This window comes from Comamonas sp. Z1, from assembly GCF_008121555.1.
GTDB lineage: Bacteria > Pseudomonadota > Gammaproteobacteria > Burkholderiales > Burkholderiaceae_C > Comamonas > Comamonas thiooxydans.
This window is the reverse complement of sequence record NZ_VOQT01000008.1, coordinates 188,687-214,945: the sequence shown is the minus strand read 5'-3', so window position 1 is coordinate 214,945 and position 26,259 is coordinate 188,687. Positions and strand designations below refer to the sequence as shown.

The following is a 26,259-nucleotide window of genomic DNA, read 5'->3' as shown; positions in this document are numbered from 1 at the left end:
TACCAGACTTCGTCCGTTTTCCGGTCACGTGGGCCAGCAAGTTCGCTGGTCGTGAAAGCGGCCCGAACAGCGCCGGTTTACTGGCTTGAAACAGAGGAGCACATGCCATGGCAGCCATCATCAATACGAATATTCAGTCCCTCAACGCGCAAAGAAATCTTGCGGCTTCGCAAAATTCGTTGGCAACGTCGATGCAGCGCTTATCCTCGGGTCTGCGCATCAACAGCTCCAAGGATGATGCTGCCGGTTTGGCAATTTCCGAGCGCATGAGCACGCAAGTCCGCGGACTGACAGTGGCAGCGCGTAATGCCAATGACGGCATTTCTCTGGCGCAAACGGCAGAAGGTGCCATGGCCAGCCTTGCCAACAACCTGCAGCGCATGCGCGAGCTGGCTGTGCAGTCGGCCAACGCCACCAATAGCGCCGGTGACCGGGCTGCGCTACAAGAGGAAGTGGCGCAACTCCGTTCGGAAATTGACCGCGTTGCTACGCAAACTGAGTTCAACGGAACCAAGCTACTAGATGGCTCATTCAATAATCTGGCCTTCCAGGTTGGTGCAAATGCAGGTCAAACCATTGTGGTGGACACAATGGTCAATGCGCGTGCTTCCGCCATGGGGCAGTTTTCAGGCTTTGATGAAAAGAACGTAAGCATTGGAACGGCTAGCAACACTCCTAGCGCCAAGAGCATTACAGTCGGCACTGCAGCGCCCATAGCACTCGGCACAATCGCCAACGACGCCAAGGCCATCGCAGCTGCACTGAACAACAGCGGTGTACCCGGGCTGTCGGCTACCGCAGGCGTCACCAAGGTTCCTTCCGTCGCCGTCACAGACCCAAGTACAGTTGCCCCAGGGTCGGTCAGCGTGAAAATCAATGGAGTCACTGTCAACATCGCTGCCACGCAAAATGGCACTACCAATGTCGCCAATGCGATGGTGGCAATCAATGCCATGTCGGCTGCGACCGGCGTGGTTGCCTCCCAGGATGGACAAGGTTTGACATTCACCGCAGCTGATGGGCGCAATATCGACATCAGTGGCTTCAATGACACAGATACCACAGGTGCAACGCTAGCCAGCTTTGGCATAGCGCCAGAAGCTGTCACGGGAGCTAGTCTGGACTACCGCTATGACCGGCCTGTCGGAGTGACGGCTGCTACCATCGCCATATCCGGCAGTGGTCCAGCTTTGAGTTCTCGAGCAGTGGCTGCCACGGGCACGGCAATCAGCGCAGTGGATGTGTCTACCGTGGACGGAGCCAACACCGCGATACGTGCCATCGATGTCGCGTTGAGTACTATAAACTCCAGCCGCGCAGCTTTGGGCGCCGTGCAAAACCGCTTTGCATCCACCATTGAGAACCTGCAAACTACCAGCGAGAATCTGTCAGCCTCACGCAGCCGCATCATGGATGCCGACTTCGCTGTGGAAACCGCCAATCTCAGCCGCTCGCAAATCCTGCAACAGGCGGGCACTGCCATGGTGGCCCAGGCCAACCAGCTCCCTCAGTCCGTGTTGAAGCTGCTGCAAGGCTAAAAACGGCCTATAGCCCAAAAAGCGCTCAAGTACTGCACCCAGCTGCCGAAATGCAAGCAGCAGTACTGTCTACAAAGCGGCACTCTGAGTGCCGCTCATTCAATGGGACAAGTCGTGCGTACTGCGCGCACCCGCGCTCGTCCACAGGGAGTTTTGTATGGGTATCAGCTCAGTCGGCATCGGCAGCGGCCTGGATGTAGAAACAATCGTAAAGCAGTTGGTGGCTCTGGAATCCAAGCCGATTGCGGCACTGCAGACCAAGGCCAGCGGCATCAGTACCCAGATCTCGGCCTTTAGCCAGCTTAAGTCGCAAATCTCCAATCTGCAGGATCAAGTTGACAAGCTGGCTAAGCCGGCCACTTGGCTAGGCAATACGCTGACTTCATCCAACTCTGCGCAGGTGGCAGGTACAGCAACATCCAACGCCGTACAGGCCACCTATGACGTAAAGGTGTCTCAGATGGCTTCCGGGCAGACCATTGGCTCGAGCCTGGTAACCAGTAACACTACTTTAGGCGCGGGCACCCTGACCATCAGCATGGGGCAATGGGATAGCAAAGCAATCGGGGGCTTTAAAGCCAATGCCAACAAAGATGGCAGTGATGTGAAATTCACGGTCACGATCACCGATACTGATAACTCACTGGCCAAGATTGCAGCCAAGATCAACGCCGAAAAGGGCGATGTCAGCGCAACCGTGCTCACGGATCACACGGGTGAACGCCTAGTGCTGCAGTCCAAGACTACAGGTACCAACTCGGCTTTCAAGGTGGAAACCACAGGCGCTGGCCTGCAGCAGTTTGCCTACAACGGCACAGACGCAGCCGCTAACGAAACAGGCATGAAGCGCTCAGCGATTGCCCAAGATACGTTGGCAACCATCAACGGCATTCAGATGGCCTCGCACACCAATGTGTTTGAAGAAGTGGCCGCCGGTGTGACATTGACGGTTTCGCAAAAGATGGCTGATGGCGACGCCCCTGTGCGCATCACCATTGCCAATGACACGGCAACCGCCAAGACAGCGCTGAAAAATCTGGTGGAGTCCTATAACGCACTCAGCAACGCCCTGAAAACCATGACTGCCTATGATAAGGACAGCAAGACGGCTGGAACCTTGCAAGGTGACTCCACAGCGGTAAACTTGCAGTCAGCTATGCGCCGCTTGCTCTCAGGTCCAGGCGGAGAGGGCGGCGCGTTCGGCAGTCTTTCTCAGATGGGCATTGCCTTCCAGAAGGAAGGTACCTTGAATATTGACGATACAAAGCTGGACAAGGCGCTCAAGGACCCGGAGAGCATGTCCAAGTTCTTTACCGTGGATGTGGAAGATGCCAATCAGGATGGCTTTGCCGTGCGTCTCAAGGACTTCACACGCGGGCTACTGGCCACAGGTGGCACGTTCGCCATCAAAGACAACACCCTCAAAGATGCGCTCAAGCGAAACACAGCAGACCAGGAGCGTCAGTCCACGCGTGTGACTGCCTATGAAACACGTTTGCGTGCTCAGTACTCACGTCTTGACGCGCAAATGGCCAGTTTGACGGCACTGGACAAGTACGTCTCCCAGCAAGTAGCAGCCTGGAACAAGTCCACCAGCTAAGCTTTTGAAGCCAGCAGAAAGGACTTAATTGCCCCCTGAGTCGGCCGATAACCAGAACAGTAATTTGAGAAACTGCAGCAAAGGAGTTTTGTGATGTTTGCCCCAGCCAATGCGCGCGCAATGTCGGCTTACCGTCAGGTGGGTGTGCAATCCATGGTGGACAGCGCATCGCCTCAGCAGTTGATCAAGATGCTGTTTGATGGCCTGCTTGCCTCCATCAATGCGGCACGCGGCGCGATCGAGCGCGGTGATATCAATGAGAAAGTGCGCCATATCGGCAAGGCGGTGCGCATTCTGCAGGAAGGCCTGCTGGGCGCACTGGATCGCGAAAAAGGGGGCGAGCTGGCCGGCAACCTGGCCTCGCTCTATGAGTACTGCACTACCCGGTTGACCTTGGCCAATGCCCGCAACGATGCAAGCATGGTCGATGAAGTCGCAGGCCTTGTGAGCACAGTGGCACAGGGCTGGAATGAAATAACCAATGCACCAGCACCCGCTGCTGCCTAAAAAATGGAGCACACATTGATCGACTTCTACCGCGCCATAGAGGAAAGCAGTGCCAAGATGCTGCAGGCCGCCCAGGCCAAGGACTGGGATGGTGTTGCGCGCTATGAGGGCACTTGCGCCGTGCTGATCGAGCAGCTGCGCTTTCGTTCGCGTGACGAAAAGCTGGCGCCCGAGCTGCGCAAGGAAAAGGCGCGCATCATGCAGCGCATCTTGCGCAACGATGCCCAGATTCGCGTCCTGGCCGAGCCCTGGCTTGCAAGTTTCGAGCATATGTTCGACGGTCAGCCGCATGTGATGCACTGATTGCAAAGCCACCCAACCCAAAGCCCTGCTGCAGCGATGCGACAGGGCTTTTTGCTTGCAGCGACGACGGATGATCGATCAAGACATCCGTGAACCCAATGCCGTAGAACGCCACAAGCTATCGATAGCGAAGCACCAGAACGCAGCCAGGCTGCGTCACAAAAGCAAAGCCGCCGCGTGGGCAGATGGAATCTGCCAGCGCGGCGGCTTCTGTTGTGGTGAACGGCCCGCGCCTGGCGAACCGTTTCAGTGATCAATGCGAGCGCATCTTGGTGCGCAGGCGGGCGATGGCCTGGCTGTGCAGCTGGCAGACCCGCGATTCGGTCACGCCGAGCACGGCAGCGATTTCCTTGAGGTTCATGTCGTGCTCGTAGTACATGCCCATCACATATTGTTCACGCTCCGGCAGGGCCTTGATAGCCTCTACCAGTGCCGAGCGCATGCGCTGGTCGCGCAGCAAGGCAAAGGGGTCGGCGCCCGAGTCGGCCACATGCCGCTCCAGATAGTCGTCGCCATCGTCGCCGTCACCACCGCCTATGTCCTCGAGATAGACCAGCTGCGTGCCGCGCACCTTGCCCAGCAGGGACTGATAGTCGTCCAGGGCCATGCCCAGCTCGGCCGCGATTTCCGACTCCAGCGGGGGCCGGCCCAGACGCTGCTCCAGGCGGTTGAGCGCCTGCTCGATTTCCTTCTGGCTTTTGCGCGAGCTACGGCTCATCCAGTCGCCTTCGCGCAGTTCGTCCAGCATGGCACCACGGATGCGCTGGCTGGCGAAAGTGTCGAATTGCACGCCTTGCTCGCTCTCGAAGCGCGACAGCGCTTCGGCCAGACCGATCATGCCGACCTGGATCAAATCATCCAGCTCGACGTTCGGTGGCAGTTTGGCGATCATGTGCAAGGCAATCCGACGCACAAGCGGCACATGCTGACGAATCAGCGCGTCGCGGTCGAGTTGGCCTTTGGCGGTGTACATGGCAGTCAATGGCTCCAGACAAGGGATTCAGGCGCAGCAGCCGCCGTGGGCTGGGCATGCATGGGCAGGATGCAGGCCGTCTTGAGCATGTGCAGCGTGAGCTGATGCAGATCGCTGGCCTGGCGCCAGCGCAGGCGCATGAGCACCGGGGCATCGCCCAGGTGGCGCTGCGAACACTGTAGCAGCGCATTCAGACGCTGCAATCGTGTCTGAGCGTTTTGCTTGGCTGTCTGCGAGCTGCTCTGCTTGCGGCTCCAGTCGTATTTCTGCGGGCCGTCCGCGCTCAGCGGCGCTTCCAACGCGGCAATCGTGCATTCCACGCCGGCAAACACGGCCAGATGCTTGAGCTGGCGATAGCTTTCGATCAGGTGCTCGGAGTCGGGCGGCACTACCAGCAGCGGCTGCAGGCCCTGGCCTTGCAGCAGCGGCGTCAAGGTTTCGCTGCTCGCATAGATGATCACGGTGGTGTAGCCGCGCACATAGGCTTGCAGGGCCGTCAGCATGTCCAGCCCCATCTCGTCGGCCGAGGCCTTGAGCTGCTTGAGACCCTGCCGCGCCGGCAGACTGGCCACCGACTGGGCGTCGCCGACGCTGGTGCGCAGTCCCGCCTGAGCCTGCCAGGCATGCTGCGCCAGCAGCTGGGCAAGACCTGGCGTGTGAAAGGATTCGGCCTGGCTGCCGTCGAGCACCAGCACCTTCTGGCCCAGACGCTGCAGTTGGGCGCACAGCGGCCAGAGCACAGCCTGCTCGGCAGCGGCACCTGACGCACTGTGCAGCACGGCCAGCACGCGCAAGCCGGCGGTGCTGGCATCGCTCATATGCAGAGCCATGCCCTGATGCAGGGGCGAGCGGCGCTCAAGCATGAGCAGCCTCTGCGCCGCTGGCGGACGAAGGGGTAAAGAAGAAGTCCAGATCCAGCGACTGCGGATCAAACGCCGACTTGGCCGCCGAGCGCATGGAGGCCGAGACCAGCAACTGCGCATTGGCGCGCTCGAAGTCTTCGGGCACGCGCTGACCATTGGTCACGCCGCATAGCTGGATCTGATGACGAATCAGCGTATCCACCGAGGGACCGACCTTCACGGCTTCATCGACCTTGGTGAGGATGGCATGCTGCGAGCCGCGCGCCTTGAAGGCCTGCATGACATCGTCCTGCGCATCGCCCTGTGCGGCCGCATTGACGGCCAGCAACTGCTGCACGCCCTCAATGGCCAACACATCCATGATCTCGTCCTTGCGCGGATCACGCGGGGCCACGCCGGTCGTGTCGATCAGCACCATCTTCTTGCTTTGCAGCAGACCCAGCAGGTCCTGCAACGCGGCCTTGTCATGGGCCTGATGGGCCACCATGCCCAACATGCGGGCATAGGTGCGCAGCTGGTCATGACCACCGATGCGGTAGGTATCCAGCGTGATCAGGCCCACGGATGCGGGACCGTGCTTGGCCGCACACAGCGCCGCCAGCTTGGCCGTGGTCGTGGTCTTGCCCACGCCGGTCGCGCCGACCAGGGCAAACACTCCGCCTTGCTCGTAGATGGCTGGCTGGGCGGCATCGGTGCGCAGATTGCGCTCCAGCACCTGCATCAGCCAGCGCACGGCGTCACCCGCAGACAGCGTCTCCGGCAGCTTCTCGATCAGCGCACGTGCAAGTGCGGGCGAGTATCCGGCGCGGATGAGCTTGTGCATCAGACTGGACTGGATCGGGTTCTGACGCGTCTGGCCCAGCCAGGTCAGCGTGTTGAAGCGCTCCTCGATCAGATCCTTCATGGACTGCATCTCCTGCATGAAGTTCTGTGGGGCAGCGACGGCTGCGGGCCTGGCGCTTTCCTTGAGCTGAATCTTCTCAGGACGCAGAGGATTGTGGCGAGACACCGAGGCGCTGGCCGCCTGAGACTTGGCTGCCATGGCGGGGCGCTCGTTATTGCGCTCCTGCACGCGCTGGGCAAAAGTGGGCAGGGCTTCGCTGCTGTCCAGCGAAGACTCATGGCGACGGCGCAGCATGCGTTCGCGCACATAGTCCTGGAAGGTCAGCGTGCTCATGGACAGCTGTTCCACATCGTCCTGCACGGAATGCCGGGCCAATTCATTGATGGCCTTGACCGGCTTGGCCTGAACCTGCTGCTCGCGGGCCTGCTCTTCCTTGGCCGTCTGGCGCGCCTGCACATGCTCCAGCGTACTCATGGCTTCACCGCTCTGGCCGCGCCTGGCAGCGGGAGCCAGGGGCGAATGCTCCTTGCGCAGGCTGCTCATGCCTTCGTCGCTGGCGCGGCGCTCCAGCGCCTTTTGCAGGGGCGAACCGGTCTGCATGCCGGCATCCATGTCCTGCAGTGTCTCTTCGGCCGTAGCCATGACTTCCACTCCGTCCGGCGTCTGGCGGTTGGAGAGAATCAGGGTGCCGTCGCCAAAAACCATGCGCGCCTTGGCCAGGGCCTCGCGGGCGGTCGGGGCGTAAAAGCGTTTGATATTCATGCGGATGCACCTTTAAGAATCGGGCCGATGCGGATGGTGTGCGTCTCGGGAATCTCGCTGTGCGCGAGCACCTGCAGACGCGGCGCCACACGGCGCAGCAGCTTGGCAAGAGAGTTGCGGATCGCGTCCGGCACCAGCAGGCAGGCGGGCAGACCCAGCTCTTCCTGTTGGTTGGCCACATCGACCGCTTTTTGTGTGAGGATTTCAGCCACGCCGGGGTCCAGCGATGGCGCATTGGGATTCGACAGTGCCTGCACCAGCAGACGCTCCAGGCCGGGCTCGATGGCAATCACATTGAGCTCGCGGGTCGGACCGTAGATCTGCTGCACGATGGCAGGCGACAGTGCAATGCGCACGCGACGCGCCAGCTCCACCGGATCGGCCGTCTGCGTGGCGTTTTCGGCCAGCGTCTCGATGATGGTGCGGATATCACGAATGTGCACAGAGTCCTCCAGCAGCAGCTGGAGCACTTTCTGGAACGTTGTGATGGGCACCATTTTCGGGATGACTTCTTCGATGAGTTTGGGGGCCAGCTTGGCCACATGGTCAACGAGCTGCTGCGTCTCGGTACGAGACAACAGCTTGGCCGCGTGCACTTGCATCAAGTGTGACAAATGCGTCGCCATCACGGTTTCCGAATCAACGACGGTAAAACCGGCCATTTGTGCCGCTTCCTTTTGCCGTTCGTCGATCCAGTGCGCGGGCAGACCAAAGGCCGGATCGGTCGTGGCCGTGCCGATCAGCGGCGTGGTGATGCCGCCGGGGTTGATGGCCAGGAACATGCCGGGGAAGGCTTCACCCTCACCCACCATGACGCCGCGCAGCGTCATGCGATAGGCGCTGGGCTTGAGTTCCAGGTTGTCGCGCACATGCACGGCCGGCGGCAGAAAGCCGACCTCCTGCGCGAACTTGCGGCGCACGCCCTTGATACGCGTCAGCAGGTCGCCCTGGCGGCTCTTGTCCACCAGCGCGATCAGGCGATAGCCCAGCTCCAAACCCAGCAAGTCCACAGGCTGCAGATCGTCCCAGGTCGCTTCGCCATCATTTTGCGCAGCCTGCTGCTGGGGCGCCGGGGCACTGCTTTGGGCGGCCAGACGGGCTTTTTCCCTCTTGTCCAGCACCCAGGCACCCCAGCCCAGCAAGGCGCCCATGCTGATGAACACCAGATGCGGCATGCCGGGAATCAGACCCAGCAGGATCATCACGCCGGCAGTGATGCCCAGCACCTTGGGCGACATGAACAGCTGCTGCACGATCTGGCGGCCCATATCGGATTCCTTGCCCACGCGCGATATCACCATGGCCGATGCCACGGAGATCAGCAGGCCTGGAATCTGCGCCACCAGCGCGTCACCCACGGCCAGCAGGATGTAGCTGTCGGCCGCCTGCCCAGCGGACAGGCCGTGCTGGGCCATGCCGATGATCAGGCCGCCGATGACGTTGATCACCAGGATCAAAATGCCGGCAATCGCGTCGCCACGCACAAACTTGCTGGCACCGTCCATGGAGCCGAAGAAATTGGCTTCCTCGCCCACTTCGGCACGGCGGCGCTTGGCTTCCTTCTCGTCGATCAGGCCGGCATTGAGATCGGCGTCCACGGCCATCTGCTTGCCGGGCATTGCGTCCAGCGTGAAGCGGGCCGAGACTTCGGCAATGCGCTCGGCACCCTTGGTAATCACCACGAAGTTGATGACCACCAGAATGCTGAACACGATCAGACCCACGGCAAAGTTGCCACCGATCAGGAAGTGACCGAAGGCCTCGATCACCGCGCCCGCGGCGCCGGGGCCGGTGTGGCCCTCCATCAGCACCACGCGCGTCGACGCCACGTTGAGCGACAGACGCATCAACGTGGTCAGCAGCAGCACCGAAGGGAAGGCCGCGAAGTCCAGCGGCTTGATCATGTAGGCCGCCACCATCATCACCATCAGCGCCACGGCAATATTGAGGGTGAAGAAGGTGTCCAACAGCCAGGGCGGCACGGGCAGCACCATCAGACCCAGAATGGCCACCACCAGAATGGGAGCAGTCATCCCTTGCAGGGCGCCGGCGTTGGAGCCAGACCACTTCTGGAACAGTTGCAGAGGATTCGACGACATCACAGATTACCTTCTTGCTGCGCAGCAGCATCGACCGCCGCGGGCTGGGTGCGGCCACGGTGCGGATCCAGCTCCACGGGCACGGGGGGCTCGCCCAATGCATCAGGCATGGGCCCCTGGCCGCTCAGTGCAGCCTTGAGACGATAGACATAGGCCAGTACCTGGGCCACGGCCGTGTAGAGCGCGGCAGGGATGGCCTGATCCAGATCGGCATGCGCATAGAGTGCACGCGCCAGCATGGGCGACTCCAGCACCGGTATCTGGTGCGCACCCGCGATTTCGCGAATCTTGAGCGCCACCAGATCCGTGCCCTTGGCAATGACCTGGGGAGCGGCCATGGAGGCGTCGTCATAGCGCAGCGCCACGGCATAGTGGGTGGGATTGGTGACTACAAAGTCGGCTTTCGGCACGGCCGAGACGCTGGCCCGGTCGGCAATCTCGCGCTGCTTCTGGCGGATCTTGCCCTTGAGCTGCGGATTGCCTTCGGACTCCTTGTGCTCCTGCTTGACCTCCTCATGACTCATCTTGAGGCGCGACTTGAAGAGAAAGTCCTGCAGCGGCACGTCGATCAGGGCCACCAGCAGCACCACGATCAGCAGCAAGGTGATGCCCGTGGTCAGCCAGGAGCCGACCATGGCAAGCGCCATGGGCGATGGCTGGGCCGAAACCGACGCAATCTCGGCAATATTGGCACTCATGTACTTCCAGGCTACAAAGCCCAGCACGATGGTCATGAACACCATCTTGACCACCGTGGTCAGTTGCTGCTTGGAAAACAGATTCTTGAGACCCGACAAGGGGTTGAGCTTGCCAAAGCGCGGCTGAATGGGCTTGAAGCTGAAGATCCAGCCACCGGCAGCCACACCGGACAGCACCGATGCCGTGGTGGTCACCAGGGCAAAGATCACGGCAATGCCCAGACCCAGTACCAGCATGGACTGAAAACGCTCCAGCATCAGCGCCGGAGTCTTGGCCGCCGCAGCGTTGAACACCAGTTGCCTGGCCATGGCCTCGCGCAGATGATTGATCATGGGCTGCGTGCCCATCAGCATCAGCAGAGCGCCCGTGCCCAGAATGGCCAGATGCGACAGATCGCGCGAGCGCGCACCTTGCCCGTCTTCACGCGTTTTCTGTAGCTTGCGTTCGGTGGCGGGCAGGTTTTTGTCTTGGGATTCGGACATGGCGCACGGACGGATTGGATATCCCAATTGTCCGAATCCGACGCCCCTGCAATGCGCGGATAAGCGGCAGCCAAGCCCTGCTTATGCACGACTCTGCCGCACAGCGCATCCATCAATTTGATAGCTGTCTGCGCGCCCCCATCAGGAGATAGAGCCTGTTTTTAGCGAATTTTCACCCAGACACTCAGGTCTGGGCTTGCGGCATGCCCAGCTTGAGTTCGCTGAGCATGCGCAGCAGCATCCGATTGAGGTCTTCAGCCTCCCACTCCTCCTGCTCGCGCAGCTGCCGGATGGGCGCCGGGTCACGGCTCTCCAGAGCCTGGCTCATCTGCAGCACGGCCGCGTAAGGACCGGTGCGCGTGACGATGGCATCGAAAATGCGTTCGTTCAGCGGCGTGCGGCGCAAGATGTTGGCCACCGGCTCATGCAGCAGCAAATCCAGTTGCGAGAACAGGCTGCACAAATACATCTCGCGCTGCAGGTCCAGACTCACCCCGGCCTCGATCAGTTGCTCGGCCAGCCTGGCGCGCAGCACGACCTGCGTGCGCAGAGGCACCAGGTCCTGTTCGGTACAGGCATGGGGCAGCTGGTCGGCCAGCCAGCGCTCCAGCGTGCCCAGCCCCAGCATCACCAGCCCGCGGCGCAGCGAGTCCACGCCGCGGCGCAGTCCCAGTGCGGCCGAGTTGGTATAGAGCAAAAAGCGGTAGGCCAGCACCGGGTCCGAACCCAGGATCTCTTCCATCACATCCAGGGACTGTTCCTTGTCGATGGCTTTCATGAGCCTGAAGAGCGAATCACGCGAGGGCTGGGGCTGTTGCAGCCGAAAGGCCTGCATGGTGTCTGCCACGGGCCAGCCGGCCACGGCGGCCGCTTCATGCTCGTCGAGACAGGAGCGCGCCAGCTCCAGGCTCTGCAGGCTCTGGTACATCTGGCCGTCCAGCAGATTCAGGGGCTGAGTGGCAAAAAAGCCCGAGGCTGCCTCCTTGTCCGCATCCTTCGCCGGCTGGCTGGAACGCACGGCATTGGGCAATCCAGCGGCACCTTCCGGCGGCAGGCTCAGCAGGCTGCTGGCAAAGCAGCGAGCAGCATCTGCATCTGGCACATCGGCCAGCGATCCGCCCCAGACCAGCATCAGCCCGCGTGCCTTGGCCTTCTGCACCAGCTCGTAGATACCTTCATCCTGCTGCAGCCAGTCGCCGCGCACCTCGATCCAGGGACTGCCCTGAGGTGCATGTTCAAGAAGATTGCACAGAACCTGGCGGGACTGCGGCGATATCAAGAGCGGCGGGGCCTGACGGCTCCAGATCTCATCCACCGTGCGCAGGAAATGCGCCATGTCAGCACAGGAGCCCGAGTCCTCGTGCACATAAAGCTGAATCCCTGCCAGGCGTCGCGTACGTCCCCAGAGCGGCCGATAACCAAGAGTCAAAGAGCTAAGGGCAGACTGGGTCATGGAGGATTTGGACAGGTAGACGACGGGACATCAAGGCGGAAAGAGCCCGCCGGAATCAGCCGATGTAGTTGAACAGCGAAAGCTTCTGCATCTGTGCATAGGACTGCAGGGCGGCCTGCAAGCCCACCTTCTGCGTCTCCACTTGCGACAGCGCAGTGATCATATCGATATCTTCGGCACGCGAACGGGCTCCTTCCTGTGTCAGTGCCTGATCCTTCATGTCGGACTCCAGGCCGTCTGCACGTTTGAGCTGGTCGCCGGCATAGCTGCGCATGGCCTGTACCCGGTTCATGCCCGAATCCAGTTCGCTCAAGGCGCGCCCCAGACCCTGCTGCAATGCGGTCGCCCCCCCCGTGCCGCCCTTGACCGTGGCAATGGCCTGATCCAGCACACTGAAAATATCGGTGCGTGTGCTTGGAGACATGGTGAAGCTGTCGCCGTCGGCCGGAGTCCCCTTGATGCTGATCTGCTGACCGCCGACGGTAATCGCCTGCCCTTCCTTGTAGGGTGTGGACGGAACCACGGGATTGGTCGCCGTGGCCGAGCTGGAGTTGATCTCGTAGCTGACCTCACCGGTAGTCGGATCCTTGGTGAATACCAGGGTGTAGCTATCGCCTGTGACCTTGCTCGGGTCGGTGACCGATCCCACATCCGCCCAGGCCTTGCCGGAATTGGAGGCCGCGCCGTTCACCACAAACACCCCGTTGCCGGTAGGCACGTTCAGCCAGGCCGCATGGCCATCCAGAGAGATGGGCAGGCCGTTGTCGCTGCCAGTGCTCTGGCCGGGGTTGAGCTGGCTGCTCGAGCCCGGAGGCGTGCTTTGCAGCGGCGTATCGGGACTGCCCAGTCCACGAAAAATCGGCAGCCCGTTGGAATCCTTGGCATTCGCGTAGCCGAGAATCTGATCACGCAAGCTCTCCATCTGCTTGACCAGCGCATCGCGCGCCACCTGGTCATACGATCCGTTGCCCGCCTGCATCAACAGATCACGAAAATCCTGCAATGCGCCGTGAGCCTTGCCCAGCTCGGACTCGCCCTGGGCAATCACATCGCGCTGGGCACCGAGCACACGCTGGTCATTTTCAGAGCGGGTGATGCGCGTGCGTGCACGCTCGGCCTGGGCCGCCGCCACGGGATCGTCGCTGGCGCGCAGCACGCGCTTGCCCGCCGTGGTTTTCTCCATCAGGTCCACCAGGCTGCTCTGACGCGAGCCCAGGTTGTTGATGGTGCTGTCATACATATTGGCCGTGCCAATGCGGTTGATGCTCATGCTTGTTCTCCGGCTGTAGGGGGTTAACGGCCAACGGCCTGGATCACGCTGTCAAAAATGCCCTGAGCCACCTGCAGCATCTTGGCCGAGGCCTGGTAGGACTGCTGATACTGCAGCAGCTTGGCGGCTTCCTCGTCCAGATTGACGCTGGACACTGCGGTGCGATCGCCCTCCAGATTCTTGGCAATCGAGTCGGACAACTTGGCTGCGTAGGCCGCGCTTTGCGTGCGTGTGCCGATCTGCGCCATGGCGGTCGAAAAACCGTCGCTGAGCGTGGTCGCGCCATCGAAGATCACGGCGTCGCGAAGCGACAGAAAGGAGCTGGCATTGCCCGTATCCGAGCTGTAGAAGCTGTTGGGGCCGAAGCTCACGGTATCGCTCTTGGCACCATCCACCGCAGGCGTGCCGGTGAGCGTCACCTTGAGCCCCGGAGCCAGCTCGATGGCTTGCCCGGAGATATAGGCGCCTGTCGCAGCCACGCCGCTGGGGGCCGGCGTGATCGTATAGGTCATGCCGCCCGCCCCATCAGGAGCAAAAGACAGGGTAGTGCCCGCAGGAAAGGTAGAGGCATCGAAGCCTTTTCCCACCTTCAGGCTGGACATGCGGACGGCCGCATCGCCCAGCGAGTTGATCTTGGCCGACACCGGATTGGCCACCGCCAGATCGTTGCCGGAGTGCACCATGGTCTGAATATCGTGCGCCGCCGATGCCACAGGGCTGAACAGCACGGACTGGCCTGCCTGGCCATCGTTCTTGAGATCGAACTGCAGACCGTCAATCGTCATGCCGCGCAGGTCCGTCAGATCGTTGAAGGCCGTGGTCTGGCCATCCGACAGGCGCACCACCTTGCCCTTGGGCGCATCGTTGCCGAAAACGATCTTGTAATCCGAAGCCTTGAGCGCGCTTGAGTCCTTGACCGTGACCGTGGGCGTATCGGGCTGTACCCATTGAGCCCCCGTGGTGGAGCCCGTGGTCGTCATCGGAATATTGAACAGCGCCCCGCCTTTCTGACCCGACAAGGTCAGGCCCAGCTGGTTCTGTGTATTGAGCGTATCGCCGATCGAGATCACCATGCGCCCCAGCAGGTTGCGCCCCTCGCTCAGGTCGTTGTTCTGGAACTGCAGCAGACCGGCAATCTCGCCGCCACCAGCCATGGCTGGAGTCAGCTCCACGGGCTGCCCGCCCTGCTGCTGGAAATACAGGCTCATCTTGCCGCTGCCGGGGTACTGCGTGGACTCCTGCAGGCTTAGCTTGGCCGCGCTCTGCCCCAGCACCAGCGGCTGGCTGCCGCCCACGAACAAGCTGATGGAGCCATCGCCGGCGTCGACCTGCGAGGTCTGCACGTATTTGTTGATGTCACGCACCAGTTGGTCGCGCTGATCGAGCAGGTCATTGGGCGTGTGGCCCGTGGCAATGGCGCTGCTGATCTGGCCGTTGAGCGCCGCCACCTGTTGGGACAGACTGTTGACCACATTCACGTCATTGCTCATCTGCTGGCGCGTGCTGTAGTCCATCTCGTCGAGCTGGGCCGAAGCCGAGCGAAAGCGCGCAGCCAGTTCGCTCATGCGCGTCAGCACCACCTGGCGTGCCGAAGAGTCGGTAGGCGCGCTGCTCACATCGGCAAACGCATTCATCATGTCGTTGATGGCCGCGCCCAGGCCGTTGGTTCCGCCGGAGAACACTTCCTGCAACTGGTTGAGCGAGTTCGAGCGCGCGGAGTCTGCGGCACTGGCGGCGGTGGCCGCCGTGGCCTGACGGTTGAGCAGCTCGCTGAAGTTGCGCAAGATGGTCGCCACATCGGCGCCATTGCCGATATTGCCATTGCCGATGTTCTGGCCCGCCGAGGTCTGGAAGGCCACGCTCTGGCGCGAATAGCCGGCGGTGTTGACGTTGGCGATGTTGTGCCCCGTGGTTTGCAGGGCGATCTGGTTGGCCATCAGGGCGCGCGCGCCCACGTTCAGAAGACTCATGACTGGTTCTCGGTGATCTTGTTGATCTGGGCGGCACGGGCGCTGACGCCCAGACGGCTTGCGACATTGGCGCTGTTGTTGCCGGCGTTGGCGACGCTGACCTGGGCCACGCTCTGGATGGCGCGGCTGAGCTTTTGCGCATAGGCCGGATCGGTGGCGTAGCCGGCCTTTTGCAGCTCGCTGGCATAGGCCTGGGCAGAGCCGGTCTGGGCCATGGCTTTTTCGTAGCGCGGGTTGCTGCCGATCAGGCGTGCGTAGTCGCGGAAGGACTCCTCGTAGGAGTCATAGGCGCGGAACTTGGCCGTCACCTTCTTGGGCGCGCCATTGAAGTATTCGGTGGTCGTGACTTCGGCGACCTTGCCCGTCCAGCTGCCACCGGCCTTAATGCCGAACAGGTTGAACGAGTTGCTGCCGTCCTTGTTGCGGATCTCGCTCCTGCCCCAGCCCGTCTCGTGTCCGGCCTGGCCGATCATGTAGTGGGCCGGGATGCCGCTCTCGCTGGCCACGCGCTGGGCCGCGCCGGTGTGCGCCGTCACGAAGTTGTCGCGCCCCTTGGGAGCCGGTGCATAGGCATTGATCGATTGCGCAGCCTGGCTGCGGCTGCCGCTCCAGGCGCCGTTGCTGCCCACATTGCGCCAGGCGTTGCGGCTCAAGCTCAGTGTGGAAGGCACGGCAATTTCGGCGTCCTCGGCGGCGTCGACCCCCATGCTGCGCGCCAGCTGCTTGCTGATGGCATCGGTGAGGCCGCCAGGCTGGCCCGCCATGGCCACCGAGAGCTGCTGATCCAGCAGATCGGTGCTGAGATTGCCCTGCGCGCTGTCGAGCAGGCCGGACTTCATGGTCGCCTCGCGCATGCTCTTGATCATCTCGCGCATGAACAGCGACTCGAGCTGCTTGGCCGTCTCGCGTGCAGCCTGCGGGCTGTTCTCGCCGGCAGCCGTCTTGAGCGCATTGAGCGAACGTGCATCGACAGCCAGAGCATTGCTGGCCGCCAGGGATGAAGAATGGGGCAATGACGTGCTCATATCACCTCCAGCTCGGCGTCCATGGCGCCCGCGGCCTTGATGGCCTGCAGGATGGCCAGCAGATCCTGGGGCGTGGCGCCCAGTGAGTTCAGCGCCCGCACCACATCGGTGAGTTGGGGCGAATTGGGCATGTTGATGACCTTGCCGGGCTCCTGCTTGACCTGGATATCGGACTTCTGCGCCACCACGGTCTGCCCCTGCGAGAACGGTGCAGGCTGGCTGATGACCGGCGTGGTGCTGATGGTGATGGACAGATTGCCGTGCGCAATCGCGCAGGGGCCCAGGGTCACCGCCTGATTGAGCACGATGGAGCCGGTGCGTGCATTGATGACCACCTTGGCCGCCGGCTTGGAGGTCTCGATGGGCATCTCCTGGATCTCGGCGATCATGCGCACGCGTGAGCCCGGATCGATGGGGGCATTGACCTGCACCGTGCGGCCGTCCAATGCCATGGCCGTGCCCGCGCCCATGCGCTGGTTGATGGCGCGAACCATCTTGTCGGCGGCCTGGAAGTCGGTCTGATTCAGGCCCAGCGTGATCGTGTTGCCCTGGTTGACGGGAGTGGGCACTGCACGCTCGACCTGTGCGCCCTGTGGCACGCGGCCCGCGTTCAGGTGATTGACCTGCACCTTGGAGCCGCCGGCCGCAGCCCCGGCACCGCCGACCACCACATTGCCCTGGGCCAGGGCATAGATCTCGCCGTCCGCGCCGCGCAGCGGTGTCGCCACCAGCGTGCCGCCCTTGAGCGACTTGGCATTGCCCATGGAGGAGACATTGATGTCTATGGCCTGGCCGGGCTGTGCAAAGGCCGGAAGCTCGGCCGTGATGATCACTGCCGCCACATTCTTGAGCTGCAGCTGGGCCGCATTGCCCGTGGCCGGCAGGGCGATGCCCATCTGCTCCAGGTAATTGGCCAGTGCCTGCTTGGTGTAGGGCATCTGCGTGGTCTGGTCGCCCGTGCCGTCGAGGCCGACCACCAGACCATAGCCTGTCAACTGGTTGCTGCGCACGCCCTGGATGGCGGCAACCTCCTTGATGCGTGTGGCATGCGCAGGCAGGGTGAGCCCGCTGGCGCCAAGGGCTGCGACCACCAGCAAGGCGGTGTGCGCAGGGCGCAGTGACAGGAGCGTGGACAGTACTTTCATACTGCCCATTCTCGGAAGAATCAGAACGGCATAACGTTCAAAAAGAACCGGGACAACCAGCCAATTGACTGGGCTTCACCTGCCTGGCCACGGCTGCGCGACTCGACGCGCAGATTGGCCACCTGGGTCGATGCCACGGTGCTGCCCGGACGCAGCGAGCGCGGGTCCACCGTGCCCGTGAAACGCAGCACATCGACGTTGTGATTGACGCCGATCTGCTTCTCGCCGGCAATCACCAGATGACCGTTGGGCAGCACATCGACCACGGTGGTGGCAATCGAGCCCGTGAAGGTGTTGTTGCTGCTGGTGGCCCCAGAGCCCTTGAAGTCGTTCTTGCTCTCGGCCCCCAGGGTGAGCGCATCGGCCACCGTCTTCTCGGCGCCGCCCCTGAGCAGCGGCAGCGAGGTGATGCCCGTGCTCAGCTCGTTGGCTCGCCCGACCTTGGAGTCCGTGCTCTGGCTGGCCGAAACGCGCTCGACGATCTGCACCGTCACCGAATCGCCCACCATGCGGGCGCGCTGATCCTCGAACATGGGACGGTAGCGACTGGCATTGAACAGGCTGCCTGTGGGCGCCTGGGCCGTCTGCTCGCGCGGCTGCAGCACGGGAGGTGCGGTGGATGGCATGTCCACGGGCGGCGGCGGATTGAGCGTGACGCAGCCCGACACCAGCAGGGCCCCGGCGAGGGCGCAGAGCGGCGGGCAATGGGAAACAATGGCTTTGAACATGGCGGCAAGTCCTTGGCAGTCAGGCGCTTCGCCCCTTATGCCCTTGCGTGCGCGAGGCACGCTATTGAAATCAGAGCTTTCAGCGCTTTCCCCTAATGGAATTCAGCAATGAATTGATCTGAAAACCATAGGTATCAAGCGCAGGCTGCTCCTCAATACATGGTGATCAATCAGAGCTGCGCCAGCTTGGCCAGCATCTGGTCGGAGGTCTGAATTGCCTTGGAATTCATTTCGTAGGCGCGCTGCGTCTGAATCATGGTCACCAGCTCCTGGACCACGTTCACGTTCGAGGCTTCCAGATAGCCCTGCTGAATCGTGCCCAGGCCGTTGGTGCCGGGCGTGCCCTGCTGGGGCTGGCCCGAGGAGGCGGTCTCGACGTAGAGGTTCTGGCCGCGGGGCTCCAGGCCTGCGGCATTGATGAACTGGCTCATCGCGATATTGCCCACCTGCTGCGGCGCAGCCTGGCCGGGCATGGTGACGCTGACCACGCCGTCATGGCTGATCGACACCTTGGTCGCACCCTGCGGGATGGTGATGCCGTTGGCCACGGGCAGGCCGCTGGAGGTCACCAGCTGGCCCTGGGCATCGACCTCGAACGAACCGTCGCGGGTATAGGCAATCGTGCCGTCGGGCATATTGACTTCGAAGAAGCCGTTGCCGTTGATGGCCACATCCAGCGCATTGCTCGATTGCTGCAGGCTGCCCTGGAGAAAGTTGCGGCTGGTGGCCACGGTGCGCACGCCCAGGCCCAGGTGCAGGCCTGTCGGCAGCTGATTTTGCTCGGTCGTCTGGGAGCCGGACTGGCGCAGGTTCTGATAGATCAGATCCTCGAAAACCGCATTCGCGCGCTTGTAGCCGGTGGTGGAGACGTTGGCCAGATTGTGCGAAATCACGTCCAGCTGCGTCTGCTGGGCTTCCATGCCGGTCTTGGCAATGAACAGCGAATTGATCATGACGTATTCCTTTGGCTATCAGCCGTTCAAGCTCAGCAGCTGGCTGGCGGATTTATCGTTGGTTTCAGCGGTCTGCAGCAGCTTCATCTGCTGCTCGAACTGGCGCGAGGCCGCGATCATGCCGACCATGGTTTCGACGGAGTTCACATTCGATCCCTCGATCGAGCCCGACAGCAGGCGCGCTGTTTCATCGTTGGGCAGCGCATCGCCCTGCGCCGCGCGGAAAAAGCCGTCATCGCCACGCACCAGCGGCTCATCGACGGGCGGCGTGACCAGCTTGACGCGCCCCACGGCCACGGGTAGCTGGTTGCCCATCTTGGCGGTCAGCGTGCCGTCCGAACCCAGGGAGATCGTGGACTCGGGCGGGATGTCGATGGGCGCGCCGCCGTCGGAGAGCACGGCCTGGCCGTTGCTGTTGACCAGCTGCCCTTCGGGCGAGATCTCGAACACGCCGTTGCGCGTATAGGCTTCCTGGCCGTCAAGTCCCTGCACGGCAAACCAGGCGCGACCCATGGCCATGGCGTCCAGCGCACGGCCGGTGCGCTGGGCAGGGCCGGGAGTGTCCTGATAGCCAGAGGTGGCCTCCAGCGCAAACACGCGAGTGCCGGCTCCCGTGCCCTGCAGCGGCACCGAGCGGAAGGTGGACATCTCGGCCCTGAAGCCGTTGGTGCCCGCATTAGCCAGGTTGTGAGCCAGCACGGCCTGACGCTGGGCTGCCGCATTGGCCCCAGTCATCGACGTATAAATAATTTTGTCCATGCGGCTTTCCTCCCCCTGAGTCGCTGCGGGGCGGCCCTGGCTCGATGTCTCTCGCTTGGTGCCGCGCCCTATTTCAGAGCAATTGCGTTACTAAAACGGTTGTGTTGATCAGCGCAAGTTCACGAGTGTGGAGAACACCTGATCCTGCGTCTTGATGGTCTGGGCGTTGGCCTGATAGGAGCGCTGCGCCGTCATCATGTTGACCAGCTCGGCTGTCAGGTCCACGTTGGATTCTTCCAGCGCGCCCGACTGCAGCGAGCCGAAGGTGCCGGTCTGGGCCGAACCATTGAGCGCAGGGCCGGAATCGGAGGTGGCAACCCATTTGTTGTTGCCGATGGAGCCCAGCCCCTGAGTATTGGTAAAGGCCGCCAGAGCGATCTGGCCTTCGGTGCGTGTGACGCCGTTGGAGTAGGAGGCCACAATGGAGCCGTCGCGGCCCACATTGATGCCGGTCAGTGCACCCGAGGTATAGCCGTCCTGCTTTAGGCTGCTGACGGCGAACTTGGTACCGAACTGGGTCAGACCGCCGAAATCGAACGCGACATCGAAGGGCTGCAGGCCGTTGGGATTGGCCGTGCCGCCGCTGACGCTCAGGTTCAGCGTGGTGCCCGAACCTGTGGTCGGTGCATTGGGGGTGACGCTGGTGAGCTTGCCGCTCGCGTCGAACACGGCCTTGCCGATGGGCGTGGCCGTGGCATCGAGCGAGTTGAAGACATTCCAGGTGTTGCCTGTGGCGTCTTTCTCGAAATACAGATTGACCGGGATCGCCGTGCCCTGGGTGTCATACACATTCAGCGAGGTGCCATAGGTGGCACGAGGCGTGGCAGCGACAGGAGGCGTGGCTGTAGCGTCGCCGGCAGCCGCCGTGGCGCGTGCATCCAGATTCAGCTCCACATTCACCTTGGATGTCTGCTTGGCGGGAATCGGCTGCCCTGTGGGAAAGCTCATCGGCACAGGCGTGGCACCCGACTGGATCTTGCCGGTCGAAGGGTCCACCACATAGCCCATGACATTGTCGTTGTCCACGGTCTTGAGGTTGCCCTCCTTGTCCAGACCGAAGTTGCCGGCGCGCGTGTAGGCGATGCTGCCATCGCTTTGCTTGACGACGAAAAAGCCGTTGCCGTTGATGGCGATGTCCAGGTTGTTGCCCGTCGAAGTGATGGAGCCTTGCCTGAACTGCTGGGACACGGAGGCCACGTTGACGCCGATGCCGCTGCTCTGGCCGCTGGCCGAGCCGATGGCGCTGGCGACCATCTCGGCAAAGTCAGCGCGCGAGGCCTTGAAGCCCGTGGTGTTGGAGTTGGCGATGTTGTGGCCGATGACGTCCAGATTCTTGCTGGCGGCGTTCAAGCCGGAGAGACCTTGTTGAAAACCCATGATGTGTTCCTCAATCAGTAAACGGCCTTGACGCCGGAATAAGCCACACTGTCGCCGTTATCGAGCTCCAGCGACAAAGAGCCATTGGCCGAGCTGGTGGCAATCACGGCATGCGGCGCCAGCGGTGTGGATGCCACGGCGGTCGTGCCATTGGTGGCGACCACGCTGTAGCGCAATTGCGAGGCATCGCCGCTGTATTTGTCCTTGCCATCCCAGGTGAAGTAGTTCCGTCCAGCTGCACCGGCACCCAGGTCGATGGTGTCCACCAGCTCGCCGCTGGCCGTGGTGATCTGGATCTTGACGCTGGCCGCCTGGTTTTCCAGGTCGAAGGCAGCGGTATGCGTGCCATCGGCCGCCACGCCCAGGGTATTGCCCTCGGTCAGCACCGTACGACCGATCATGGAAGTGCCCTGCAGCACCTGCATGGCCGTGAACTGGCTGGACATGGAGGCCATGGTCTGGTTCAGCTGCTGAATACCGGTCACGGTGTTGATCTGCGCCATCTGCGAGGTCATTTCCGCGTTGTCCATGGGATTCATGGGGTCCTGGTTGTTGAGCTGGGCCACCAGCAACTTGAGGAAACGGTCCTGCGCCTCGTTGGGGTTGGTCACCGCATTCTTGGTATTGCTGGTGGTGTTGGTCGTGGTGCCGTCCACGCTGCTTGCGCCGTAGATCATGTGTGTGTTCCTGGGCTTACTGGCCCATTTGCAGAGTCTTGAGCAGCAGCGTCTTGGCCGTGTTCATGACTTCCACGTTGTTCTGATAGGAGCGCGAGGCCGAGATCATGTTCACCATCTCGTCCACAGCGCTCACGTTGGAATGGGTGACATAGCCCTCGCCATCGGCCAGCGGATTGCTGGGGTCGTGGATGCGGCGGCCGGGCGTGTTGTCCTCGCTGATGGCATTGACCTTGACGCCCGCGCTGCCGTCGTTGCCCATGGGCACGGTCTGAAAAACGACCTGGCGCGCCTTGTAGACGCTGCCATCGGGGCCGGCCACGGCATCGACGTTGGCCAGATTGGAGGCCACCACGTTCAGGCGCTGGGACTGGGCGCTGACTGCGCTGCCCGAGATATTGAAGATGGAAAACATGGACATGGTTTAGCTCCTGGGCTTACTGGCCTTGAATGGCGCTGAGCATGGTCTTGGCCTGGCCGTTGATGAAGCGCAGCGTGGCTTCGTAGCGCACGGAGTTGTCGACGAAATTGGCGCGCTCGCGATCCAGATCCACGGTGTTGTTATCCAGGCTGGGCTGGGAATTGACCGAATAGCCAAGCTTGGCCTTGAGCGCCTCGTCCGACATCTGCGCCTGCAGCGGGATATGGCCTGCCGTCGTGACGCTGGCCTGGGTCAGGGGCTTGGGCCCGCTGGTCGCGGCCATCAAGGCTTCACGGAAGTTGAAGTCGCGCGCCACATAGCCGGGGGTGTCGGCATTGGCAATATTGCTGGCAATGGCACGCTGGCGCTCGGCGCGCAAGAGCAGCGCCTCGCTTTGGAAGTCCAGTCGTTCAGTCATTTTGTTCAGCATTGCGGCCTCGCTTTCAGAATTCGGGGATGCCGGAGCCCACGGACTGCGGCATGCGAGGATTATGAAAATCGGCAGCGCAAACTAAAGCGCGAAGAAAGCGGTATTGCGCTGGCTCTTCAAGCCATTGCGCAAGCCATGTCACGCCTATATTTGCCAGCATCGTCTGCAGCCTCGTGACTGCGGATACTTCAAAGGATTGATGCATGTCTGGCCGCTTTTCCCTGTTTCTGTGCCTTCGCCCCTCTCGAGGCCTGGCTGCAGCATGGGGTCTCGCTGCGCTGCTGCTGACAGCTGGCGCACAGGCCCAGGACGGCGCGGCGCAGCTCAGCCAGATCGGACAGCGCTTTGTCGATGCGGCTCTGCATCAGCCATCGGCAGAGACCGTGCAGGCCGGCAATGGCATGGCTTTGCGCATGGAGGTGCAGATGGGCCAGCTGGACTCGCGCCTGCGCCTGGCAGCCTGCGCCAAGGTCGAGCCCTATCTGCCTGCGGGCAGTCGCCTCTGGGGTCGCACCCGGCTGGGCCTGCGCTGCGTGCAGGGCAGCGTGCCCTGGAACGTGTTCCTGCCCATCACCGTGCGGGCCTATGGCCCAGCCTGGGTGGCCCAGGGCAATATTCCGGCCGGCAAGACGCTGAGCGCCGAGGACGCAGCCCCCGCTGAAGTGGACTGGGCCGAGGACAGCGCCCCCGTCTTCGCCAATGCACAGGATTTCATCGGCATGGTCGCGGCGCGACCGCTGACGTCGGGGCAGGCTCTGCGCCAGAACATGGTACGTCCGCCTGCCTTGTTCACGGCGGGATCGCCCGTCCAGGTGATGGTCAACGGCGGCGGCTTCAGCGTTGCCGGCTCAGGCAAGGCAATGACTGCAGCCGGAGAAGGACAGCAGGTACGGGTTCGCATGGATAATGGCCGCCTTGTCACAGGAACGGTCAATGCCAGTGGCGTGGTTCTGGTTCAATGACGAGAGAGTGCACACTCACTTTATCAACCATGCCAAATATTCCTCAAGTTTTACGCGCCCTTGTCGAAAGCAAGGCTACAGCGCCCTACGCCGATACAGGGCGATTGGAGAACCAGCATGAAGATAGGCAATAAGCCGGACCTGCAGCAGACCGCTGCAGCCGCCAAGCAGGCCCCGAAATCCGCCACCACGGTTGCCACCGAAGAATCGACCAAAGGCTTGTCCGAGCGCGCCGCCGGCGTGCCCGTGTCCTTTTCGTCCTCGGCCCGCGCCCTGGACAGCCAAAGCCGCACCAATACCGACTTTGATGCCGATCGCGTCAAGGCCATGCGCGAAGCCATTGCCAATGGCAGCTTCCGCGTCAACGCCGAGGCCGTGGCAGACAAGCTGCTGGCCAATACCGAAGAATTCCTGGTTCACGCTCGCGGCTGAAACGCCCGCGCCTGAACTCCCGAACAGAGGCTGACCCGATGACCTTGCAGGAAATGCTCGATTCGCTGGATGCGGTGATTCAGACCGTTTCGGCATCGCTGCAGTCACCGGACGCATCCGCGCTGGAACAGTCCAGCACCCGCCTGCGTGACGCCATGGTGGCGTTCTCACAGCTCGTCAAACGCTTCGCGGCAGACGACTGGACGCCTGCACTGCGCGAGCGCGCACAGAACCTGGACCGCGAAATTTCCCTGGTCCGTGACCAGCTGGCACGGCTTTCCGTGCTCAACCAGCGCCGCACCAAGGCCCTGGTGCCTGCTGCCGAAGACAGCACCTATGAAAGCAGTCTGCGCGGCGCATCGCAGACTGGCCGCGCACGCATCTATCACGCAGCCAGCTGAGTCAGGCCACGTCGGCCATTCCCATCAAAAAGGCGGGCTCGATGCCCGCCTTTGCCTTTGTGGGGTGCGGCCCTCAATGCTCGCCCTTGGCGATCTTCACGGGCCGCCAGGCCCAGACACCATAGGCACGCGTCAGACCCGGGGGCAAGGGGTCCGGTGCCACCATCACCTCGATGATGCGGGCATTCGGCAACTCCTCCTCGCGAATCCAGGGGCTGTATTGCAGATTGCGCTCCACATAGACGCGTGGACGCTCGGGCAACTCCATGGCAATGCGCCCGGCCAGCGCCTGCGGGCCGATGATGATGTCCACAGGGCCGCCCAGTGCCTGATGCGCCGCCGGCGCCAGACCTTCCACGATCCGGTCCACGGGGATATGGTTCTGATGGGTGCTCTTGTAGCCCGAAAGCCCCATGGGCGAAGCAAGCCAGAACTGCAGCAACAGCAGCGTCTGCAGAACCCCAAAGGTCAGCCAGGCGGCACGCATGTCCCCGGCTGCACCCCAGCTCCGTGGCGAGCGCGCCCACTCCATGACGGCCGGCACGCACAGGAACATGAAGGCCGTACCCCATTGCAGGTGCAGATAGGAGCCCGTGAACAGGCATAGCGCCAGCATGGCCAGCAGCGGCACCAGGCCCCAGAGCAGCCAGAACTCCCGCAGCATCCTGTCTGCGGCGACCGGCGCAACCTTTGCCGGCGCGGTCTGCTCTCCAGTTTTGCCCGCCCTGCGGCGCCCCCACCAGAGCGCCACCCCGAGCACGATCCAGGCCGGCATGCAGCGGTTGAAGATCCAGTCCACCGCGAACTTCCAGGACATATTGATACGGGCGGCCGTATCCAGGTGCAGCCCCAGCGAAGTGCGCTCGGCGTAATGCATGGGCATCCAGTCATGGGTGCTCAGCCAGTACAGATGAGGGGACAGCACCAGCAGGCCGATCACGGTCGCCAGCGCAGCCCCTTTGACATGCACGGGGTTCTTCCAGGCGCCAATGCGCAGCCACCACAGGCCGATCACGCCCAGCGCCAGCACATACTGGTATTTGCTGAGCATGCCCAGGCCCGAGACCAGGCCCAGCAAGGCCCAGCCAGCCAGGGACGGCTTTTGCGTGACATGCCAGCTCAGCGCCACGGCCAGCGAGATCCACAGCATCATCACGACGTTGTGGTTGTAGTAGTAGAGCCGCCCGCAATAGAAGGTGATGCTCAGCGCCGCCAGCAGGCCCACAGTCGCATAGGCCCGGCCGCGCATATCGCACAGCTGCTTCCAGAAAATCGCCAATGAGCCCAGTGTGAGCACGCCGCCCAGCACATAGGTCAGCCCTATGGACGGACCAAAGACAGCCGCGGAAGCGGCCATAATCCAGGTCGGCATCGGCGGATGCTTGAAATAGCCCAGCTCCAGGGAGTGAATCCAGATCAGCTGCTCCACGTTGTCCCCGGGCGCAGCCAGGGCCGTCACCCAGTGAATGGCCAGCCAGATCACGCCGTATACGGCGAGCAAGGCGGCAACGGCACGGCCGCCAAGAACAAGAGATTCGCGTGGGACAGCGGTCATCAGACGATCAGGAAAAGAAAGGAGTAGGGGC

Annotated in this window: 26 protein-coding genes; 7 read left to right on the top strand and 19 right to left on the bottom strand. The window is 62.3% G+C overall.

Annotated features, from left to right (window positions below):
* The first annotated feature begins 107 nt into the window (after window positions 1–107).
* The 4 genes from FSY45_RS16200 (at window position 108) to FSY45_RS16185 (ending at window position 3,948) form a co-directional block, all read left to right on the top strand.
* Window positions 108–1,538, top strand: coding sequence for a flagellin (locus FSY45_RS16200; protein WP_046461419.1), 1,431 nt, complete (start codon window positions 108–110; stop codon window positions 1,536–1,538).
* 157 nt (window positions 1,539–1,695) lie between these two features.
* The gene (fliD, locus tag FSY45_RS16195) at window positions 1,696–3,138 is read left to right on the top strand and encodes a flagellar filament capping protein FliD (RefSeq protein WP_046461420.1); all 1,443 of its coding nucleotides are present in this window, start codon (window positions 1,696–1,698) and stop codon (window positions 3,136–3,138) included.
* A 93-nt stretch (window positions 3,139–3,231) separates the two neighbouring features.
* On the top strand, window positions 3,232–3,645 hold the full coding sequence (gene fliS / locus FSY45_RS16190; RefSeq protein WP_046461421.1) for a flagellar export chaperone FliS: 414 nt from the start codon (window positions 3,232–3,234) through the stop codon (window positions 3,643–3,645).
* Between the two features lie 3 nt (window positions 3,646–3,648).
* Entirely contained in the window at window positions 3,649–3,948 is a 300-nt protein-coding gene (locus tag FSY45_RS16185; protein WP_003059178.1) for a flagellar protein FliT, read from the top strand.
* A gap of 253 nt (window positions 3,949–4,201) precedes the next feature.
* Here the strand turns inward: FSY45_RS16185 and FSY45_RS16180 are convergent, their stop codons facing one another.
* From FSY45_RS16180 to FSY45_RS16095, 18 genes are all read right to left on the bottom strand, one after another.
* Window positions 4,202–4,921 (bottom strand): RNA polymerase sigma factor FliA, encoded by a 720-nt coding sequence (locus FSY45_RS16180; protein ID WP_003059180.1) that lies wholly within the window; start codon window positions 4,919–4,921, stop codon window positions 4,202–4,204.
* Between the two features lie 5 nt (window positions 4,922–4,926).
* Window positions 4,927–5,784, bottom strand: coding sequence for a hypothetical protein (locus FSY45_RS16175; protein ID WP_148748117.1), 858 nt, complete (start codon window positions 5,782–5,784; stop codon window positions 4,927–4,929).
* Entirely contained in the window at window positions 5,777–7,390 is a 1,614-nt protein-coding gene (flhF, locus tag FSY45_RS16170) for a flagellar biosynthesis protein FlhF (RefSeq protein ID WP_046461423.1), read from the bottom strand. Before flhF ends, FSY45_RS16175 begins: the two co-directional genes overlap by 8 nt.
* A complete protein-coding gene (gene flhA, locus FSY45_RS16165; protein WP_046461424.1) occupies window positions 7,387–9,489 on the bottom strand; it encodes a flagellar biosynthesis protein FlhA in 2,103 nt (700 codons plus the stop codon). Before flhA ends, flhF begins: the two co-directional genes overlap by 4 nt.
* Window positions 9,489–10,670, bottom strand: a complete 1,182-nt coding sequence (gene flhB / locus FSY45_RS16160) for a flagellar biosynthesis protein FlhB (protein ID WP_003065511.1) — start codon at window positions 10,668–10,670, stop codon at window positions 9,489–9,491. The genes flhA and flhB overlap by 1 nt, the downstream gene beginning before the upstream one ends.
* A gap of 184 nt (window positions 10,671–10,854) precedes the next feature.
* Entirely contained in the window at window positions 10,855–12,123 is a 1,269-nt protein-coding gene (locus FSY45_RS16155) for an HDOD domain-containing protein (protein WP_046461425.1), read from the bottom strand.
* Between the two features lie 55 nt (window positions 12,124–12,178).
* Window positions 12,179–13,393, bottom strand: coding sequence for a flagellar hook-associated protein FlgL (gene flgL / locus FSY45_RS16150; protein ID WP_046461426.1), 1,215 nt, complete (start codon window positions 13,391–13,393; stop codon window positions 12,179–12,181).
* Between the two features lie 23 nt (window positions 13,394–13,416).
* Complete coding sequence (flgK, locus tag FSY45_RS16145; RefSeq protein WP_046461427.1) at window positions 13,417–15,363, bottom strand: flagellar hook-associated protein FlgK; 1,947 nt, start codon at window positions 15,361–15,363, stop codon at window positions 13,417–13,419.
* Window positions 15,360–16,388 (bottom strand): flagellar assembly peptidoglycan hydrolase FlgJ, encoded by a 1,029-nt coding sequence (gene flgJ, locus FSY45_RS16140; protein ID WP_046461428.1) that lies wholly within the window; start codon window positions 16,386–16,388, stop codon window positions 15,360–15,362. The genes flgK and flgJ overlap by 4 nt, the downstream gene beginning before the upstream one ends.
* A complete protein-coding gene (locus tag FSY45_RS16135; RefSeq protein WP_046461464.1) occupies window positions 16,385–17,533 on the bottom strand; it encodes a flagellar basal body P-ring protein FlgI in 1,149 nt (382 codons plus the stop codon). The genes flgJ and FSY45_RS16135 overlap by 4 nt, the downstream gene beginning before the upstream one ends.
* A gap of 20 nt (window positions 17,534–17,553) precedes the next feature.
* Window positions 17,554–18,261 (bottom strand): flagellar basal body L-ring protein FlgH, encoded by a 708-nt coding sequence (locus FSY45_RS16130; protein ID WP_003065522.1) that lies wholly within the window; start codon window positions 18,259–18,261, stop codon window positions 17,554–17,556.
* Window positions 18,262–18,431: 170 nt separating this feature from the next.
* Complete coding sequence (gene flgG, locus FSY45_RS16125) at window positions 18,432–19,214, bottom strand: flagellar basal-body rod protein FlgG (protein WP_003065524.1); 783 nt, start codon at window positions 19,212–19,214, stop codon at window positions 18,432–18,434.
* 18 nt (window positions 19,215–19,232) lie between these two features.
* Window positions 19,233–19,973 (bottom strand): flagellar basal body rod protein FlgF, encoded by a 741-nt coding sequence (locus tag FSY45_RS16120; protein WP_003065527.1) that lies wholly within the window; start codon window positions 19,971–19,973, stop codon window positions 19,233–19,235.
* Window positions 19,974–20,081: 108 nt separating this feature from the next.
* Entirely contained in the window at window positions 20,082–21,350 is a 1,269-nt protein-coding gene (gene flgE, locus FSY45_RS16115) for a flagellar hook protein FlgE (RefSeq protein WP_003065528.1), read from the bottom strand.
* A 14-nt stretch (window positions 21,351–21,364) separates the two neighbouring features.
* Window positions 21,365–22,027, bottom strand: a complete 663-nt coding sequence (locus FSY45_RS16110) for a flagellar hook assembly protein FlgD (RefSeq protein WP_003065530.1) — start codon at window positions 22,025–22,027, stop codon at window positions 21,365–21,367.
* A 16-nt stretch (window positions 22,028–22,043) separates the two neighbouring features.
* On the bottom strand, window positions 22,044–22,448 hold the full coding sequence (gene flgC / locus FSY45_RS16105; protein WP_003059205.1) for a flagellar basal body rod protein FlgC: 405 nt from the start codon (window positions 22,446–22,448) through the stop codon (window positions 22,044–22,046).
* Window positions 22,449–22,464: 16 nt separating this feature from the next.
* Window positions 22,465–22,878, bottom strand: coding sequence for a flagellar basal body rod protein FlgB (gene flgB / locus FSY45_RS16100; RefSeq protein WP_003065531.1), 414 nt, complete (start codon window positions 22,876–22,878; stop codon window positions 22,465–22,467).
* A 13-nt stretch (window positions 22,879–22,891) separates the two neighbouring features.
* On the bottom strand, window positions 22,892–23,083 hold the full coding sequence (locus FSY45_RS16095; protein ID WP_148748116.1) for a hypothetical protein: 192 nt from the start codon (window positions 23,081–23,083) through the stop codon (window positions 22,892–22,894).
* On the opposite strand from FSY45_RS16095, the gene flgA reads away from it, so the two are divergent.
* The 3 genes from flgA to FSY45_RS16080 all read left to right on the top strand — a co-directional run bounded on the left by flgA (window position 23,082) and on the right by FSY45_RS16080 (window position 24,673).
* Complete coding sequence (flgA, locus tag FSY45_RS16090; protein WP_003065533.1) at window positions 23,082–23,840, top strand: flagellar basal body P-ring formation chaperone FlgA; 759 nt, start codon at window positions 23,082–23,084, stop codon at window positions 23,838–23,840. The two genes, FSY45_RS16095 and flgA, sit on opposite strands and share 2 nt — an antisense overlap.
* 117 nt (window positions 23,841–23,957) lie before the next feature.
* Window positions 23,958–24,272, top strand: coding sequence for a flagellar biosynthesis anti-sigma factor FlgM (gene flgM / locus FSY45_RS16085; RefSeq protein ID WP_003065535.1), 315 nt, complete (start codon window positions 23,958–23,960; stop codon window positions 24,270–24,272).
* Between the two features lie 38 nt (window positions 24,273–24,310).
* Entirely contained in the window at window positions 24,311–24,673 is a 363-nt protein-coding gene (locus FSY45_RS16080) for a hypothetical protein (protein ID WP_046461429.1), read from the top strand.
* A 73-nt stretch (window positions 24,674–24,746) separates the two neighbouring features.
* Here the strand turns inward: FSY45_RS16080 and FSY45_RS16075 are convergent, their stop codons facing one another.
* Complete coding sequence (locus FSY45_RS16075; RefSeq protein ID WP_046461430.1) at window positions 24,747–26,228, bottom strand: glycosyltransferase family 39 protein; 1,482 nt, start codon at window positions 26,226–26,228, stop codon at window positions 24,747–24,749.
* Between the last annotated feature and the right edge of the window lie 31 nt (window positions 26,229–26,259).

Coding starts and splice junctions, on each gene's coding strand:
- flgG (WP_003065524.1), bottom strand. CDS start 19,214: ATGATCAATTCGCTGTTCATTGCCAAGACCGGCATGGAAGCCCAGCAG.
- FSY45_RS16080 (WP_046461429.1), top strand. CDS start 24,311: ATGACCTTGCAGGAAATGCTCGATTCGCTGGATGCGGTGATTCAGACC.
- FSY45_RS16130 (WP_003065522.1), bottom strand. CDS start 18,261: ATGTTCAAAGCCATTGTTTCCCATTGCCCGCCGCTCTGCGCCCTCGCC.
- fliD (WP_046461420.1), top strand. CDS start 1,696: ATGGGTATCAGCTCAGTCGGCATCGGCAGCGGCCTGGATGTAGAAACA.
- flgK (WP_046461427.1), bottom strand. CDS start 15,363: ATGAGTCTTCTGAACGTGGGCGCGCGCGCCCTGATGGCCAACCAGATC.
- FSY45_RS16075 (WP_046461430.1), bottom strand. CDS start 26,228: ATGACCGCTGTCCCACGCGAATCTCTTGTTCTTGGCGGCCGTGCCGTT.
- FSY45_RS16175 (WP_148748117.1), bottom strand. CDS start 5,784: ATGCTTGAGCGCCGCTCGCCCCTGCATCAGGGCATGGCTCTGCATATG.
- FSY45_RS16155 (WP_046461425.1), bottom strand. CDS start 12,123: ATGACCCAGTCTGCCCTTAGCTCTTTGACTCTTGGTTATCGGCCGCTC.
- flhF (WP_046461423.1), bottom strand. CDS start 7,390: ATGAATATCAAACGCTTTTACGCCCCGACCGCCCGCGAGGCCCTGGCC.
- FSY45_RS16180 (WP_003059180.1), bottom strand. CDS start 4,921: ATGTACACCGCCAAAGGCCAACTCGACCGCGACGCGCTGATTCGTCAG.
- flgE (WP_003065528.1), bottom strand. CDS start 21,350: ATGGGTTTTCAACAAGGTCTCTCCGGCTTGAACGCCGCCAGCAAGAAT.
- FSY45_RS16185 (WP_003059178.1), top strand. CDS start 3,649: ATGGAGCACACATTGATCGACTTCTACCGCGCCATAGAGGAAAGCAGT.
- FSY45_RS16095 (WP_148748116.1), bottom strand. CDS start 23,083: ATGCATCAATCCTTTGAAGTATCCGCAGTCACGAGGCTGCAGACGATG.
- FSY45_RS16200 (WP_046461419.1), top strand. CDS start 108: ATGGCAGCCATCATCAATACGAATATTCAGTCCCTCAACGCGCAAAGA.
- flgM (WP_003065535.1), top strand. CDS start 23,958: ATGAAGATAGGCAATAAGCCGGACCTGCAGCAGACCGCTGCAGCCGCC.
- FSY45_RS16135 (WP_046461464.1), bottom strand. CDS start 17,533: ATGAAAGTACTGTCCACGCTCCTGTCACTGCGCCCTGCGCACACCGCC.
- FSY45_RS16110 (WP_003065530.1), bottom strand. CDS start 22,027: ATGATCTACGGCGCAAGCAGCGTGGACGGCACCACGACCAACACCACC.
- flgL (WP_046461426.1), bottom strand. CDS start 13,393: ATGAGCATCAACCGCATTGGCACGGCCAATATGTATGACAGCACCATC.
- flgJ (WP_046461428.1), bottom strand. CDS start 16,388: ATGAGCACGTCATTGCCCCATTCTTCATCCCTGGCGGCCAGCAATGCT.
- flgA (WP_003065533.1), top strand. CDS start 23,082: ATGTCTGGCCGCTTTTCCCTGTTTCTGTGCCTTCGCCCCTCTCGAGGC.
- FSY45_RS16120 (WP_003065527.1), bottom strand. CDS start 19,973: ATGGACAAAATTATTTATACGTCGATGACTGGGGCCAATGCGGCAGCC.
- flgC (WP_003059205.1), bottom strand. CDS start 22,448: ATGTCCATGTTTTCCATCTTCAATATCTCGGGCAGCGCAGTCAGCGCC.
- flhB (WP_003065511.1), bottom strand. CDS start 10,670: ATGTCCGAATCCCAAGACAAAAACCTGCCCGCCACCGAACGCAAGCTA.
- flhA (WP_046461424.1), bottom strand. CDS start 9,489: ATGTCGTCGAATCCTCTGCAACTGTTCCAGAAGTGGTCTGGCTCCAAC.
- flgB (WP_003065531.1), bottom strand. CDS start 22,878: ATGCTGAACAAAATGACTGAACGACTGGACTTCCAAAGCGAGGCGCTG.
- fliS (WP_046461421.1), top strand. CDS start 3,232: ATGTTTGCCCCAGCCAATGCGCGCGCAATGTCGGCTTACCGTCAGGTG.